The organism is Cupriavidus sp. GW823-FHT06D04, from assembly GCF_058795055.1.
Window position 1 is genome coordinate 235,335 of the sequence record NZ_JBXAHL010000005.1, and the last position, 14,800, is coordinate 250,134.

Annotated in this window: 14 protein-coding genes; 10 read left to right on the top strand and 4 right to left on the bottom strand. The window is 67.9% G+C overall.

Annotation, left to right across the window (positions count from 1 at the left end; genetic code table 11):
* The first annotated feature begins 126 nt into the window (after window positions 1-126).
* From AC1Q7H_RS10430 to AC1Q7H_RS10475, 10 genes are all read left to right on the top strand, one after another.
* Complete coding sequence (locus AC1Q7H_RS10430; protein WP_211984184.1) at window positions 127-1,341, top strand: CaiB/BaiF CoA transferase family protein; 1,215 nt, start codon at window positions 127-129, stop codon at window positions 1,339-1,341.
* Window positions 1,342-1,389: 48 nt separating this feature from the next.
* Complete coding sequence (locus AC1Q7H_RS10435) at window positions 1,390-2,532, top strand: acyl-CoA dehydrogenase family protein (RefSeq protein WP_211984439.1); 1,143 nt, start codon at window positions 1,390-1,392, stop codon at window positions 2,530-2,532.
* 13 nt (window positions 2,533-2,545) lie between these two features.
* Window positions 2,546-3,565 carry an acyl-CoA dehydrogenase family protein gene (locus AC1Q7H_RS10440; protein ID WP_492381276.1) on the top strand — a complete coding sequence of 340 codons (1,020 nt, stop codon included), beginning with the start codon at window positions 2,546-2,548 and terminating at the stop codon, window positions 3,563-3,565.
* A 23-nt stretch (window positions 3,566-3,588) separates the two neighbouring features.
* Entirely contained in the window at window positions 3,589-4,773 is a 1,185-nt protein-coding gene (locus AC1Q7H_RS10445; RefSeq protein WP_492381277.1) for a thiolase family protein, read from the top strand.
* 13 nt (window positions 4,774-4,786) lie between these two features.
* Window positions 4,787-5,557: an enoyl-CoA hydratase/isomerase family protein gene (locus AC1Q7H_RS10450; RefSeq protein WP_211984179.1), complete on the top strand. Its 771-nt coding sequence runs from the start codon at window positions 4,787-4,789 to the stop codon at window positions 5,555-5,557.
* 27 nt (window positions 5,558-5,584) lie between these two features.
* Complete coding sequence (locus AC1Q7H_RS10455) at window positions 5,585-6,724, top strand: acyl-CoA dehydrogenase family protein (protein ID WP_492381278.1); 1,140 nt, start codon at window positions 5,585-5,587, stop codon at window positions 6,722-6,724.
* Window positions 6,721-7,827, top strand: a complete 1,107-nt coding sequence (locus tag AC1Q7H_RS10460; RefSeq protein ID WP_492381279.1) for an acyl-CoA dehydrogenase family protein — start codon at window positions 6,721-6,723, stop codon at window positions 7,825-7,827. The genes AC1Q7H_RS10455 and AC1Q7H_RS10460 overlap by 4 nt, the downstream gene beginning before the upstream one ends.
* 26 nt (window positions 7,828-7,853) lie before the next feature.
* Entirely contained in the window at window positions 7,854-8,624 is a 771-nt protein-coding gene (locus AC1Q7H_RS10465) for an SDR family NAD(P)-dependent oxidoreductase (RefSeq protein ID WP_492381280.1), read from the top strand.
* A gap of 132 nt (window positions 8,625-8,756) precedes the next feature.
* Window positions 8,757-9,848, top strand: coding sequence for a CoA-binding protein (locus AC1Q7H_RS10470; RefSeq protein ID WP_492381281.1), 1,092 nt, complete (start codon window positions 8,757-8,759; stop codon window positions 9,846-9,848).
* Window positions 9,849-10,288: 440 nt separating this feature from the next.
* A complete protein-coding gene (locus AC1Q7H_RS10475) occupies window positions 10,289-10,846 on the top strand; it encodes an acetate--CoA ligase family protein (protein ID WP_492381301.1) in 558 nt (185 codons plus the stop codon).
* Between the two features lie 80 nt (window positions 10,847-10,926).
* Here the strand turns inward: AC1Q7H_RS10475 and AC1Q7H_RS10480 are convergent, their stop codons facing one another.
* From AC1Q7H_RS10480 to AC1Q7H_RS10495, 4 genes are all read right to left on the bottom strand, one after another.
* A complete protein-coding gene (locus tag AC1Q7H_RS10480; RefSeq protein WP_211984169.1) occupies window positions 10,927-11,850 on the bottom strand; it encodes a LysR family transcriptional regulator in 924 nt (307 codons plus the stop codon).
* Between the two features lie 175 nt (window positions 11,851-12,025).
* Window positions 12,026-12,997 carry a Bug family tripartite tricarboxylate transporter substrate binding protein gene (locus tag AC1Q7H_RS10485; RefSeq protein ID WP_211984166.1) on the bottom strand — a complete coding sequence of 324 codons (972 nt, stop codon included), beginning with the start codon at window positions 12,995-12,997 and terminating at the stop codon, window positions 12,026-12,028.
* Between the two features lie 41 nt (window positions 12,998-13,038).
* A complete protein-coding gene (locus AC1Q7H_RS10490) occupies window positions 13,039-13,821 on the bottom strand; it encodes a crotonase/enoyl-CoA hydratase family protein (protein WP_211984164.1) in 783 nt (260 codons plus the stop codon).
* A gap of 172 nt (window positions 13,822-13,993) precedes the next feature.
* Window positions 13,994-14,734, bottom strand: a complete 741-nt coding sequence (locus AC1Q7H_RS10495) for an IclR family transcriptional regulator (RefSeq protein ID WP_211984162.1) — start codon at window positions 14,732-14,734, stop codon at window positions 13,994-13,996.
* Window positions 14,735-14,800: the final 66 nt, after the last annotated feature.

Genomic DNA, 14,800 nt, shown 5'->3' on the forward strand with positions numbered 1-14,800 from the left:
GACACACACAAAGTATTTTTCACACGTCATCGCCCCACGTAGCATCCATGCCAGTACGTTTGGAGAAGACAAGATGACAAGCAACGCCCACAGTCCGATGCCTGTGACGCAGGCCGGGAGCCCCGCATGAGCGGCCCCCTGCATGGCGTGCGCATCGTCGATATGACGACGGTCCTGATGGGGCCCTATGCCACGCAGATCCTGGGCGACCTCGGTGCCGACGTGATCAAGGTAGAGCCGCCCGATGGCGACACCGTGCGCGAAGTGGGTCCGCGCCGCCATGCCGGCATGTCCGGCATCTTCCTGCATGCGAACCGCAGCAAGCGCAGCATCGTGCTGGACCTGAAGGAGCCCGCGGGGCGTGAAGCGCTGCTGCGGATCGCGGCCAATGCCGACGTGCTGATCTACAACGTGCGCCCGCAGGCGATGGCGCGCCTGAACCTCAGCTATGAGGAGGTGGCGAAGGTCAATCCCCGCATCCTGTATGTGGGCCTGTACGGCTATGGGCAGGACGGCCCGTATGCGGCCAAGTCGGCCTATGACGACCTGATTCAGGGTGCGGTGGCGATTCCCACGCTGGCCAAGCTGGCGGGCAGCGATGTGCCGCGCTACGCGCCCAGCGCGATCGCCGACCGCATCGTCGGCCTGGCCGCGGTCAACGCCGTGACGGCGGGGCTGTACCACCGCGAGCGCACCGGCGAGGGCCAGTCGGTCGAGGTGCCGATGTTCGAGACCATGGCGCAGTTCATCCTCGGCGATCACATGGGCGGGCTGACTTTCGAGCCGCCCATCGGCCCCAGCGGCTACTCGCGCATCCTCAACGAGCACCGCCGCCCTTATATGACGAAGGACGGCTATCTGTGCGTGCTGCTCTACAACGACAAGCAATGGCGCAAGTTCCTGGCGCTGATCGGCCAGCCGGACCTGATGGACAGCGATCCGCGCTTCAGCTCGATTGTCGAGCGCAACAAGCATATCCACGAGCTGTACAGGATGGTGGCCGAGATCATGCCCACACGCACCACCGCGGAATGGACTGCCATCCTGGAAGCGGCTGACATGCCGGTGATGCAGCTGCATACCGTGGACTCGCTGCTGGCCGACCCGCACCTCAATGCGGTGGGCTTCTTCGATGTGGTCGAGCACCCGAGCGAGGGCGCGATCCGCTCGATGGCGGTTCCGTCTAAGTGGTCGAAGTCACCGCCGCAGGTCACGCGGCAGGCGCCACGCCTGGGCGAGCACAGCGCACAGGTGCTCGGGCAAGCCGGCTACAGCCAGGAACAGATCGGCGAGCTGGCCAGAGTGGGCGCAACGCGCCTGGCCGATGAACCTGCCGCCTGAATCCAGAACCAGATACCGGGAGCCACTTTGAATTCGACCTTCGACACCATGCCGCTCGTCACCATCCCGCCGGAAGATGAGGCATTGCGCGGCACGATCCGCCAGTTCCTGCAATCCGCACTGAGCAAGGTGCCGGTGCCGGTGCGCGCGCGCACCTGGATGGGCTTTGACGCCGATTTCAGCCGCGCGCTGGGCCGCCAGGGCTGGATCGGCCTGGCGCTGCCGCCCGAATATGGCGGCGCGGGCCGCAGCGCCTTTGCCCGCTTTGTGCTGGTGGAGGAACTGATCGCCGCCGGCGCGCCGGTGTCGGCGCACTGGTTTGCCGACCGCCAGACCGCACCGCTGATCCTGCGCTATGGCAGCGAAGCACAGAAGCAGTTCTTCCTGCCGAAACTCATTCGCGGCGAGATCTTCATCTGCATCGGCATGAGCGAGCCGGATACCGGCTCGGACCTGTCATCGGTACGCACCCGCGCAGTACGCACCGAAACCGGCTGGCGCCTGAACGGCCGCAAGATCTGGACGACCAATGCCCACCGCGCGCAGTACATGTGCGCGCTGGTGCGGACCTCCGGCCAGCATGGCGACCGCCACAAGGGCCTGTCGCAGATCCTGATCGACCTCAGCCTGCCCGGCATCACCGCGCGCCCGATCCGCGACCTGGCCGGCGACAGCCACTTCTGCGAGGTGGTGTTCGAGGACGTGGACCTGCCGGCCGGCGCGCTGATCGGGGAAGAAGGCTCTGGCTGGAAGCAGGTCACCGCGGAGCTGGCCTTCGAGCGCAGCGGGCCGGAACGCATCCTGACCAGCCTGATGCTGGCCGAGACCTGGCTGGCCGAGGTCAGGGCCTGCGGGCTGCCGGTACCGGATTCGGTCAAGGCCATCGCCGGGCGCATCGCGGGCCGCATGGCGGTGCTGCGCGCCATGTCGCTGGCCGTGGCAGCGCGCCTGGACCGCGGCGAGAACCCGGAGATCGATGCTTCCTATGTCAAGGACCTGGGCACGGAGTTCGAGCAGGCCGTGCCCGGCTGGATCAGCGAGGCGATGGAGCAGATGCCCGGCTTTGCCCCATCCGACGACTTGCTGCGGGCGCAAGCCTATATCACGCAGCTGTCGCCCAGCTTCTCGCTGCGCGGCGGCACCCGCCAGATCCTGCGCGGCATCATCGCCCGCTCCCTCGGACTTCGCTGAGATGAAAGACACGATGACTGATTCCCTGATGGAGGCCTTCGAGCGCGCGCTGGCCGGCTTGTGCACCGATGAGCATGTACGGCGCAGCGAGTCCGGCCAGGATGCCGATGCGCAATGGAACGCCATCGATGCGCTGGGCTTCACCGACGCCCTGGTCCCGGTGGAGCAGGGTGGCGCCGGCCTGTCGCTGACCGATGCCTTCCCGCTGTTCCTGGCCGCCGGCCGAGCCGGCCTGAGCCATCCTTTTGCCGAGACTGTTTTCGCCCGGGCCATCCTGGCCAGCACCGGCCATGCGCACCAGGGCGAGTGCATCGCAGTCGCCCCCGCGGTGCCCGTGTCCGGCGATGCCATCGTGTGCCGCGACGTGCCGGGCGGCGCGCTGGCCCACCAGGTGCTGGTGGGGTGGCGCGGCGAATGGCTGCTGATGCCGCGCAGTCTCGCCCAGGCCACGCCTGGCACCTATCGGCCGCAAGCTTCCGCCACGCTGCGTTGGGCCTCGGCCAGCCAGGCCATCCTGCGCATGCCGGCCGGCAGCGCCGACGTGGCAGCCGTTTGCAACGCCGCCCATGCGGCTGGCATGGCCGGCGCCATGACACGTATCCAGGCCATGAGTGTCGGGTATGTCAACGACCGCCAGCAGTTTGGCCGCGCCATTTCGCAGTTCCAGGCCATGCAGCAGGAACTGAGCGTGCTAGCCGAGCATGCCAGTTCGGCCACCTTCGGCGCGCGCCTGGGCTGTGCCGCGGATGGTGTCCTGCCCGCGCCGCTGCTGGCGGCCACCGCCAAGCTGCGTTGCTGCGAGGCAGCCAGCCGTGTTGCCGCGATTGCCCACGCCGTGCACGGCGCCATCGGTATCACCGAAGCGCTGGCACTGGGCCTGTTCACGCGCCGCCTGCACGAATGGCGAGCCTGCGCGGGAACGGAAACCGCCTGCGCCACGCTGCTGGGCGACGCGCTGTTCGCCCGGCACACCGGCGGCGGACAGGAAATCCTGGACTTCGCGCGGCAGCAGCTGTCGCCTGCCGCAGCCTGACACCAGAACCCTTGACACACACCATGCAGAAGACTGATTCCATCGTTGTCGTCGGCGCCAGGCGCACCCCGATCGGCGCCTTCAATGGCGCGCTGGCGCAGCATACGGCACCGGAACTTGCGGCCGTCGCCATCCGTGCCGCTGTCGCCCAGGCCGAGGTCGACCCGGCCAGCGTCGACGAAGCCATCATGGGCTGCTGCCTGTTCGCCGGCCTGGGCCAGGCGCCGGCGCGCCAGGCCGTGCTGGGCGCGGGCCTGCCGGTGTCTACGCCGGCCACCACGCTGAGCAAGATGTGCGGCTCGGGCATGAAGGCCGTGATGCTGGCGCACGACCTGCTGCTGGCCGGAACCTGCACGGTGGCCGTGGCCGGTGGCATGGAGTCGATGACCAATGCGCCCTACATCGTGCCGCGCGGCCGCCACGGCTACCGGCTGGGCCACGGCCAGTTCCTGGACCACATGTACCGCGACGGCCTGGAGGACGCCTATGAAGGCCACCTGATGGGCCACTACGCCGACCTGTCCGCGCAGGAACGCGGCGTCGGCCGCGAGGCCCAGGATGCTTATGCCCGCGAAAGCCTGCTGCGCGCGCAGCGGGCCGTGCAGGAGGGCGCGTTTGATGAAGAGATTGCGCCAGTCAGGCTCAAGCGCAAGCAGGAGGAAGCCCTGCTTGCGCGCGACGAAACACCGGGTCAGTGCGACGCCGCCAGGCTGCCGGCGCTCAAGGCCGTGTTCCGCGACGGTGGCACGGTCACGGCAGGCAATGCCTCTTCGATCTCGGACGGCGCCGCCGCGCTGGTGCTGATGCGCGAAAGCGATGCACTGCGCCAGGGGCTGACCCCGCTGGCGCGCATCGCTGCCCATGCCACGCATGCGCAGGCCCCGCAGCAGTTCGTGGATGCGCCGGTCGCCGCGATCCGCCGCGTGCTGGCCAAGACCGGCTGGAGCGCGCAGGACGTGGACCTGTACGAGGTCAATGAGGCCTTTGCACTGGTGGCCATGGTCGCACTGCAGGAGCTGGGTATCTCGCACGGCCGCCTCAACGTCAATGGTGGCGCCTGCGCGCTCGGCCACCCGGTCGGCGCCACCGGCGCGCGGCTGCTGGTGACGCTGATCCACGCGCTCAGGCAGCGTGGCCTGCGTCGCGGCATGGCCAGCCTGTGCCTGGGCGGGGGCGAGGCCACCGCCGTGGCGGTCGAACTGTGCTGAGCGGGGAACGGCGATGAGTCATCTGCATGAACTGCGCGGCACGGTGGGCTGGCTGACCCTGGACCGGCCCGCCGCCATGAACAGCCTGAGCTGCGAACTGATGCGCGGACTCGATGCGCAACTGCGGCAGTGGCGCGACGACCCCGCGGTGCGCGTCGTGGTGCTGACCGGCAGCGGGCGCGCGTTCTGCGCCGGTGCCGACCTGAAGGAGGTGTCCGCGCCGGCGGCGGCCGGCGAAGCGGATTTCATTGACGTGGCGACCGGGTTCTTCGCCACGCTGCGGGCCTTTCCCAAGCCGGTGATCGCGGCGGTCAACGGCCTGGCCGTGGCGGGCGGCCTGGAGCTGGTGCTGGCCTGCGACCTGGTGGTGGCGGCCGAGTCGGCGCGCCTGGGCGACGCGCACGCCAATTTTGGCGTGTTTCCCGGTGCGGGCGGCGCGGCGGTGCTGCCGCGCAAGCTGCCGGTCAACGTGGCTCGCTTCCTGCTGTTCACCGGCCGCACCTTCACGGCCGCGCAGATGGAGCGGCACGGCCTGGTCAACGAGGTGGTGCCCGACAGCGAACTGGCCGCCCACGCCCAGGCGCTGGCCGAGGAACTGGCCACCCGCAGCCCGCTGGTGCTCGCCCGCATGAAGCAGGTGGCGGCCGAGGCCGCCGACAAACCGGTTGCCGACGCGCTGCGCCACGAACTGCTGGCGTTCCGCACGCACCAGCGTTCCTACGACATGCAGGAGGGGCTGCGCGCCTTCGCGGAGAAACGCGCCCCCGGCTTCAAGGGGTACTGACCCCGCCCATCAACCGGAAGGACAACCATGGACCTGCTCTACTCCGAGCAACACAAGGCGTTCCGTCAGGAGATCCGCGACTTCATCGCCGCAAACCTGCCCGACGACATGCGCCAGCGCCTGCGCGCCGGGGGTTTTGCCAGCAAGGCGGACACCGAACTCTGGCAGCGCCGGCTGAATGCGCGCGGCTGGGGTGCCCCGGCCTGGCCCAGGGCCTTTGGTGGCGCCGGCTGGGATGCCGCCGAACAGCAGATCTTTGCTGACGAATGCGCCTGCGCGCCGGCGCTGCCACCGCACATCTTCAATATCACCATGCTGGGGCCGGTGCTGATCCACTTCGGCAGCAACGCGCAGCACGAGACCTTCCTGCCGAAGCTGCTCAACGCCGATATCCAGGTCTGCCAGGGATTCTCGGAACCCGGTTCCGGCTCGGACCTGGCCTCGCTGAAAACCCGTGCCGAGCGCACGGCGGCCGGCTACGTGGTCAACGGCCAGAAGATATGGACCAGCCAGGCGCACTACTCGGACTGGATCTTCTGCCTGGTGCGCACGGACCCCGATGCCGCCAAGCCGCAGGCCGGCATCTCGTTTCTCCTGATCGACCTGAAGTCGCCGGGCATCACGGTGCGCCCGATCGTCAGCATCGACGGCCGCCATAGCCTGAACGAGGTGTTCTTCGACAACGTGCTGGTGCCGGTGGAGAACCTTGTCGGCCAGGAGAACCGTGGCTGGGATTACGCCAAGTTCCTGCTTGGGCATGAGCGCGCCTATGTTGCCGGCATCGGCCGCAGCAAGGAGCGCGTGGCGTATGCCAGGGCATTGCTGGGCCGGCTGGAGTCCGAAGGGTGGCCTGCCGATGCCATCGCGCCCTGGCGCGGGCGCATCGCCATGATCGAGGCTGACCTGCACGCGCTGGAGGTCACGCAGCTGCGCATGCATGGCGGGCATGCGGACATGAAGCTCTCGCCCATGCTCAAGGCGCGCGGCAGTGAAATCTTCCAGGCCATCACCGACGTGATCTGCCGCATGAACGGCACCGGCGCGCTGCGGGCGGATACCGGCACGCTCGCCAAGTCTTACCTGTATTCACGCGCTGTTTCGATCTTTGGCGGCAGCACTGAGGTACAGAAGAACATTCTTTCAGCCACGGTCCTGGATCTGCGATGAACCTGCAACTCAACGATGTCCAGCAGCAGCTGCTGGACAGCCTGTCGCGGCTGCTGGGCCGCGAGTACGGCTTTGACAAGCGCCAGCAGTATGCGGCCCACGACAGCGGCCACAGCGAGCAGGTGTGGCAGGCGCTGGCCGAACTTGGCGTGCTCGGCGGGGCAATTCCTGAAGAGCATGGCGGCTTCGGCGGCGATGCCGTCGACCAGATGCTGATCTCTGAGGCACTGGGCGGCTGCCTGGCGCTGGAGCCTTACCACGGCACCGCGGTCATGGCATCGGCAGCGATTGCCGCGGCGGAGTGGTCTGCGGCACGGAAGGCCAGGCTGCTGCCGCGCATCGCGCAGGGAGAACTGAAGCTGGCCTGGGCGCATGGCGAAGCCGTCCCCGGGCGCGTGTCGGTGCAGGCTGCCGCCGGCGTGGACGGCTGGTGCGTGTTCGGCACCAAGCCGTGCGTGCTGCATGGGGCAGGCAGCGACTATCTGCTCGTCACTGCGCAGGTTGCGCAGAGGGGGGTGCAGCTCTTCCTGGTCGACAGCCGCGGTGTCGGCGTGCAACGCGACGGCTATCGGCTGATCGACGGCACGCCGGCCGCCGATGTGCGGCTCGACGGCGCGCAGGCGGAGCTGCTGGAGGCCTCCGATGCCAGCGCCGTGCTCCGGCGCATCCTTGCCGCCGGCATCAGCGCCGCCTGCGCCGAGATGGTGGGCGCCATGCAAGCCGCCTGCAGCCTTACGGTCGAATACCTCAAGACCCGCAAGCAGTTCGGCAAGCTGATCGGCGCCAACCAGGCCTTGCAGCACCGCGCGGTGGACATGCTGGCGTCGCTGGAGCAGAGCCGCAGCCTGTCGCTCTCGCTGGCCCTGGCGCTCGCCGGGCGCAATGACCTGGCCGGCGGCGCCGCGCAGGTGCATGCGGCCAAGGCCTATATCGGCCAGGCCGCGCGCCAGGTCACGCAGGAAGCCATCCAGATGCACGGCGCCATCGGCATGACCGAGGAATACGCCGTCGGGCACTACCTGCGCCGCGTGCTGGTGCTGGACCAGCTGCACGGCGACACCCAATACCACCTGGGCTGCCTGGAAGGCCGCCCATGCCAATGAACCGGAAACAGAGCGAGGAATACACCATGACGGATCTGATGTCCCTGCAGGGGAAAGTCATCATCATCACCGGCGCCGCACAGGGCGTGGGCAAGGCCACGGCGGAGCTGGCGCTGAAGCTGGGCGCCAGGGTCGGCCTGGTCGACATGAAGGGCGAGGCGCTGCAGGAGATCACCGCGCGCCATCCGGACCATACCATTGCCTACACGGGCAGTGTTTCCGATGCCGACTTCGTGGCCTCGTCGATGGAGCATGCGCTGTCGCATTTCGGCAAGGTGGACGGCCTGGTCAACTGTGCCGGCATCGTGCGCGCCGCGATGATCGAGAACATGACGCTGCAGACCTGGAACGAGGTCGTCAATTGCCACCTGACCGGCTCCTTCCTGTGGCTGCAGGCAGTCGGCGCGCATCTGGTGGAACGCGCCAGGAAGGGCGAGAAGGTCAGTGGATCCATTGTCAATATCTCGTCCGAGGCCGGCCGCCGCGGCTCGATCGGCCAGATCAACTATGCGAGCGCCAAGGCCGGCTTGCTCGGCATGACCATGAGCGCCGCGCGCGAGTGGGGCAAGTATGGGGTACGCACCAACTCCGTCTGCCTGGGCGTGGTGGAAACGCCGATGACCGAGACCATCCGTGGCGAGCGCTTCCGCGACGGCATCCTGTCGATGATCCCGATGGGCCGCTGGGCGCAAGCCGAAGAAGTGGCGCCGCCGATCTGCTTCCTGCTGTCAGACGCGGCTTCGTACATCCTCGGCCAGCATATCGGCGTGAACGGCGGCTATCACCTGTCGAGCTGACGACCATAAGCGGGGCGCCATAGTGCAGTCCCCGGCGCCCGCAGTCTTTAGGCCGTACCCGGGCCTGGCTTCACATCGACAGCGTACTGCCTGCCTGAAGGCATGGCGAGCCCGCAAGCTGAAGACCTTCATATGCTTTCCCGCACCCTGTACACCCACGAAGACCTCTCGCGGACGCTGAACCCGCGCTCCATCGCGATCGTCGGCGCCACGCCCAACGAAAAGGCCTTCGCCGGCCGCTCGATGGCCAACCTGCGCCATTTCCGCGGGCGGATCGATCTGGTCAATCCGCGCTATGACGCCGTCGGCGACCAGGCCTGCTACCCTTCGCTGTCGGCGTTGCCCGAGGTGCCGGACTGCGTGCTGATCGCCACCGCGCGCGATACGGTCGAGCCCATCGTGCGCGAATGCGCGCAGATCGGCGTCGGCGGTGTGGTGCTGTTTGCTTCCGGCTACGCAGAGACCGGCAAGGCCGACAAGGCGGCCGACCAGTCACGCCTGGCCAGCATCGCGCGCGAAGGCGGGTTGCGGCTGCTCGGCCCCAACAGCATTGGCTACGCCAACTACCTCACCAACGCCCTGGTTTCCTTTACACCGCTGCCCCCGCGGACGTCGGCGCTGCCGCGCCATGCGATCGGGCTGGTGAGCCAGTCCGGCGCGCTGGCCTTCGCCCTGCAGCAGTCGGCCAACCACGGCACCGCTTTCAGTCATGTGCTGTCCTGCGGCAACGCCTGCGACATCGACGTGACTGACCAGATCGCCTTCCTGGCCGGTGACCCGGCGTGCGCCGCCGTGGCCTGCGTGTTCGAGGGGCTGTCGGACGCCAGCCGCATCATCCGCGCCGCGGAGCTCTGCGCAAATGCCGGCAAGCCGCTGGTCGTGTACAAGATGGCGCGCGGCGCGCTGGGTGCCGCCGCGGCCATGTCGCACACCGGGTCGATGGCCGGCTCGGACCGGGCATATGCCACCGCGCTCCGGGAGGCTGGCGTCATCCAGGTGGACACCATCGAGCAACTGGTGCCGACCACGGTGTTCTTCGCCAAGGCGCCGCCGCCGACGGTGACCGGTGTGGTCATTGTGTCCGGCTCGGCGGCGCGGGCATCGTGGCGGCGGATGAAGCGGAGCGCCATGGCGTGCCGCTGCCGCAGCCTGACGACAAGACCCGCGCGGTGCTGGAATCGCACATTCCGGATTTCGGCGCGGCTCGCAACCCTTGCGACCTGACTGCGCAGGCGGCCAATAATTTCGAATCCTTCGTCCAGTGCGGTGATGCGGTTTTTGCGGATCCGGCTTACGGCGCGGCGGTGGTGCCGCTGGTGGTGACCGGCGAAGGCAACGGGCGGCGCTTCGAAGTGTTCGACGAACTGGCGCGCAAGCAAGGCAAGATGGCCTGCGGGCTGTGGATGTCGGAGTGGCTGGAAGGGCCCGACGCAAAAGAGGCCGAGGCGCTGCCGCGGCTGGCGCTGTTCCGCTCGGTGTCGCACTGCTTCGCCGCACTGTCGGCCTGGCATGCGCATGCCGAGTGGCTGCGCGGGCGGGAGCAGGCGGCCATGTCGCGTGCACGGCGGCTGACGCCGGAATCTGCCGCCGGTCGTTGCCGCGACCAGATCCTCGCGTCGCCCACCGATGTGCTCACGGAACGCCAGGCCAAGGAGGTGCTGGCCATGTACGGCGTGCCGGTCGTGCAGGAGCGCCTGGCCCGCAGCGAAGCAGAGGCCTGTGGCGCGGCGGCCGAGTGTGGCTACCCGGTCGTGCTCAAGGTGGAAAGCCCGCAGATTCCCCACAAGTCAGAGGCGGGCGTCATCCGCATCGGTGTGAAGAACGCCGATGAACTGGCCACGGCTTACCGGGAGATCCTGGCCAATGCGCGCCGGGTGACCACCGACGCGCACATCAACGGCGTGCTGGTGCAAAGCCAGGTGCCCGCGGGCGTGGAAATCCTGGTGGGCGCGCGCGTCGATGCGCACCTGGGGCCGCTGCTGGTGGTGGGGCTCGGCGGGGTGATGGTGGAACTGATGCAGGACACGGTGGCGACCATGGCGCCCTGCACGCAGGCGCAGGCGCGCCACCTGCTCGGACAGCTGCGCGGCAAGTCCCTGCTGACAGGCTTTCGCGGTGCGGCCGGCGTGGACATTGACCGTCTGGCCGGGGTCATCGCTTCGCTGTCGGAATTCGCTGCCGACCAGCGCGACGTGATGGCGGATTCGACGTCAACCCGCTGATCTGCTCGGCCGACCGCGTCGTGGCCGTGGATGCGCTGATCACCAGAAAGCCGGCGCCGGCCGGCTGAACGCGGCGCTGGTCAGGCCCCGGCCGACGCGGGCGCGGCGGGCGGCTCGGGCATGATTTCGCGGGCAATGGCGACGAAGTTTCGCGTGGTGGCGTTGACCGTTTCCGGCAGCGCCACCAGGGCAATGCCGAGATCCATCCGTGACGGCATGCCGGTGAGCGGAATCAGCCTGACGCCTTCACCGGCCTGCCTGGCAGCGGTGGCCGGCACCAGCGCCACGCCGAGGCCACTTTCCACCAGCGCCAGGATGGACGGCACCTGCACCGCTTCCTGGACCACCGGCGGCTGGATGCCGGCTTCGTGGAACGCCAGCATTGTCATCGCATGCATGGCCGGCACCAGCGTGCGTGAGTACACGATAAAGGGCGTCGCACCGAGTTCCGGCAGGTCCACGGAGTGGCGCGCGGACAGCGGCGAATCGGCGCTGACCGCCAGCACCATCGGGTCGGGCTGCAGCAGCAGCACATCGGCACTGGTGCGTTCCAGAATGGGATAGCGCACCAGGGCTACGTCCAGCGAGTGCTCCTCCAGCCGGCGCAGCAGCTCTACCGTGGTGGATTCCTCGATCACCAGGTCCACGCGCGGGTACTGCTGGCGGAAGATGCGGATCAGCCGCGGCATCAGCGAGTACACCGCAGAACCGACAAAGCCAACGCGCAGCTTGCCCTGCTCGCCGCGTTCGCCTTCACTGGCGGCCCGGCGGATCTCGTCGGCGAAGAACAGGGTGTTGCGCATCTGGCGCAGCACGGTCTCGCCCACCGGGGTCAGGCGCAGGCCCGAGGTCAGGCGCTCGAACAGGGTCACGCCGAGTTCTTCTTCCAGCTTGCGGATGGCGGTGGAGAGCGGGGGCTGCGCCATGTGCAGCCGTTCGGCCGCGCGGTGGAAATTGAGCGTTTCGCTCAGCACCAGGGCCTGCTTGATTTGGCGGAGATCCATGCGGAAGGAAGGCGTCGGTCGCGCGGCATCGTTGCCGCGCGACCGACTATGCGCGAAGCCGGCGCAATGCGCAACCGGCACTGACCCTGAAAGCGCTCAGCCCGGCGTCCTGGCGGCGATGGCACGCATGGTGCCGAAGGTCCTCATAAACGGCCGGATGGTGACCGCGATGCCATCACTCGACGGGAATCCCGGCGGTCTTGACGATATCGCGGGTGCGCTCGATTTCAGCCAGCTGGAACTGCCTGAGCTGCTGGGGCCCGCCGGAGAACACGCTGCCGCCGAGGTTTTCGATGAACTTCGCGCTTTCGCGTTGCTGCATGGCGTCGCGCACGGCGTCGGCGAGCGCCTTGACGATCTTCTCGGGCACTTTGGCCGGCGCGAACATGCCGGTCCAGGCAAATACCTCGAAGCCCGGCGCACCGCTTTCCGCAACCGTGGGCACCTGCGGCAGTTCCTTCAGCCGCTGCGTGTCGGTGACGGCCAGCGCGCGGATGCGGCCAGCGCGGATCAGCGGGAGCACCGAACTGATTTCGCCGATGGAGTAGTCCACGTTGCCGGCGGCCACGTCGGTGATCGCCGGCGCCGTGCCCTTGTAGGCGATCGGGTTGCCCTTGACGTGGAAGCGTTCATGGAAGAGCTCCATCGCCACCTGGTAGCCCGCGCTGCCACTGGCGTAGTTTAGCTTGCCTGGCGCCTTGCGGGCGGCATCCAGCAGGTTGTCGAGCGTTTTGTAGGGCGAGCTGGCCGGCACCACCACGACCATAGCAAAGCGGGCGATACGCTCCACTGGCACAAAATCCTTGACCGGGTCGTAGGGCAGCGTCCTGAACACCGCTACATTCGTCACCATCGACGAGTTGCTGCCGACGAACAGCGTGTACCCGTCAGGCGCGGCTTCCGCCACGGCGCGCGCGGCGATGAAGCTGTTGGCGCCAGGGCGGTTCTCCACCACGAACGGCTGCCTGAATTTCTCGCTCAGTTGCTGCGAGATAAAGCGCGCCGTGGTGTCCGCGCCGCTGCCCGGCGGCAACGAGACAATGACCTTGACCGGGCGGCTGGGATAGTCGGGCTGCGCGCTTGCCGGTAATGCGGCCAGCGTGAGCGATGCCACGATCAGGCAACGCTTCAGGTGATGGAATGCCATGTCGTCTCCTTGCTTTGTTTTTGAGCAGCCGCGCGAGGCGTTCAGGCGCGCTGCCCAAGGACGCTGTCCAGTGCGGCGTTGTGCTCGGGGGTGTTGTGGGCCAGGGCCTGGAAGCCCGCCGACATCTCCATGATGGTGTCCAGCCGCGCGTGGATGGACTCGCGCAGCAGGCGCTTGGTCATGCGCAGCGCATGGCCGGAGTTGCACGCAATGCGCTGCGCCAGTTCCATGGCGGTGGGCAGCAGCGCGTCGGCCGGCACCACCTTGGACACCAGCCCCCATTCCAGCGCCTGGCCGGCGCTGATGGTGTCGCCGGTAAAGGCCAGTTCGCAGGCGCGCGACATGCCGACTGCCTGGGGCAGCAGCCAGGCGCCACCATCGCCCGGGATCAGCCCAAGCTTGACGAAGGTGGCGGCAAACTTCGCCTGCTCGGAGGCGATGCGGATATCGCAGGTGCAGGCCAGGTCATTGCCCGCGCCCAGGGCAGGGCCGTTGACCGCGGCAATGGTTGGCACCTCGAGGTTGCACATGGCAAGGGGCACGCGCTGGATGCCGTCCCGGTAGCCGTAGCGGCTCATGACGGGCTGGCTGAGCCCGCTGCCGAGCTTGTCGCGCAGGGTCTTGAGGTTGCCGCCGGAAGAGAAGGTTGACCCCGCGCCGGTCAGGATGACGGCGCGCACGGACAGGTCGCGGTTGATGGTCTCGCACATCTGCACCATTGCCTCGATGGCGTCGTCGTCCGAAATCGCGTTGCGCGTTTCGGGCCGGTTCATGGTGACAATGGCGACGGCGCCGTCGCGCCGGATATCGAGGAAGCTGCTCATCTTGAGGTCGAATGGATTGGCTGGGAACGCGCGCAAGAGGGCGGGCGGTGGACTTCCATTCGATGCTACGGATGCGCGGGCGCCGGGGAAAATACTTTCGGTATGTCGCGCGATACTTCGCCTGTATCGCGATGCGCGCGCCCGGCCGGGACGGCGAGCGCTGCCCCGGCTGTCAGGCTTTTTCCATCAGCGCGTCACGCACCTCGAACAGTGCCGCCAGGTAGGCATCGTGGTTCTTCTTCATGCGGTCGGCAGGGCCCGCCAGGGAGATGCCGGCTGCCTGCCCGCCGAGCCAGCCCGTCACCGCCAGCCCATAGACGCCTTCGCTGCCTTCCTCCTCGGCTTCGTACCAGCCGCGCTCCTGGCTCCGGGCAATCTGCGCCATCAGCGTGTCGATGTCGACGATGGTGTGTTCGGTCACGCGGTGCAGCTTGCTGCTGGCCAATGTGGCGCGTGCCTCGTCCGGGGGCAGCAGGCCCAGCAGGCCCTTGCCCAGCGCGGAAGCGTGCAGCGATGCGCGGTAGCCGACCTCGATGATGTAGCGCAGCGGCAGGCGGCTGGCCTGGACCGCAACCACCTTGACGGCGTTGGTGTCGAGCACGCCGAAGAAGACACTCTCGTTGGTCTTTGCCCCGATCTGCTCCACGGCCTCCTGGGCGATGCTGCCAAGCGGGTCGTTCTGGGCAATCTGGCGGGCGATCTCGACCAGGCGCCCGGTTGGGTAGAAGCGCCGGGTGCGCGTGGTGCGCACCAGGTAGCCGAGCGAATGCAGGGTGTGCAGCAGGTCGGAGGTGCTGCTTTCAGGCAGCGACAGCAGGCGCGCCATATCGGAATTCGACAGCTCGCGTTTCTCGCGGGCAAAGACTTCGAACACCGCCATGGCGCGGCTGGCGGCAGGGATCAGGGTAGGCATCGGTGGGCAGGCATTTTCGGTGAACGGCAGTACTATACGAAATTTCGTAGAACACCGGAAGCCTGC

Excerpts from the sequence above, each read along its gene's own strand:
- AC1Q7H_RS10440 (WP_492381276.1), top strand. The coding sequence starts at position 2,546 with ATGACTGATTCCCTGATGGAGGCCTTCGAGCGCGCGCTGGCCGGCTTG.
- AC1Q7H_RS10430 (WP_211984184.1), top strand. The coding sequence starts at position 127 with ATGAGCGGCCCCCTGCATGGCGTGCGCATCGTCGATATGACGACGGTC.
- AC1Q7H_RS10490 (WP_211984164.1), bottom strand. The coding sequence starts at position 13,821 with ATGAGCAGCTTCCTCGATATCCGGCGCGACGGCGCCGTCGCCATTGTC.
- AC1Q7H_RS10495 (WP_211984162.1), bottom strand. The coding sequence starts at position 14,734 with ATGCCTACCCTGATCCCTGCCGCCAGCCGCGCCATGGCGGTGTTCGAA.
- AC1Q7H_RS10455 (WP_492381278.1), top strand. The coding sequence starts at position 5,585 with ATGGACCTGCTCTACTCCGAGCAACACAAGGCGTTCCGTCAGGAGATC.
- AC1Q7H_RS10460 (WP_492381279.1), top strand. The coding sequence starts at position 6,721 with ATGAACCTGCAACTCAACGATGTCCAGCAGCAGCTGCTGGACAGCCTG.
- AC1Q7H_RS10485 (WP_211984166.1), bottom strand. The coding sequence starts at position 12,997 with ATGGCATTCCATCACCTGAAGCGTTGCCTGATCGTGGCATCGCTCACG.
- AC1Q7H_RS10450 (WP_211984179.1), top strand. The coding sequence starts at position 4,787 with ATGAGTCATCTGCATGAACTGCGCGGCACGGTGGGCTGGCTGACCCTG.
- AC1Q7H_RS10445 (WP_492381277.1), top strand. The coding sequence starts at position 3,589 with ATGCAGAAGACTGATTCCATCGTTGTCGTCGGCGCCAGGCGCACCCCG.
- AC1Q7H_RS10475 (WP_492381301.1), top strand. The coding sequence starts at position 10,289 with ATGTACGGCGTGCCGGTCGTGCAGGAGCGCCTGGCCCGCAGCGAAGCA.
- AC1Q7H_RS10435 (WP_211984439.1), top strand. The coding sequence starts at position 1,390 with ATGCCGCTCGTCACCATCCCGCCGGAAGATGAGGCATTGCGCGGCACG.
- AC1Q7H_RS10480 (WP_211984169.1), bottom strand. The coding sequence starts at position 11,850 with ATGGATCTCCGCCAAATCAAGCAGGCCCTGGTGCTGAGCGAAACGCTC.
- AC1Q7H_RS10470 (WP_492381281.1), top strand. The coding sequence starts at position 8,757 with ATGCTTTCCCGCACCCTGTACACCCACGAAGACCTCTCGCGGACGCTG.
- AC1Q7H_RS10465 (WP_492381280.1), top strand. The coding sequence starts at position 7,854 with ATGACGGATCTGATGTCCCTGCAGGGGAAAGTCATCATCATCACCGGC.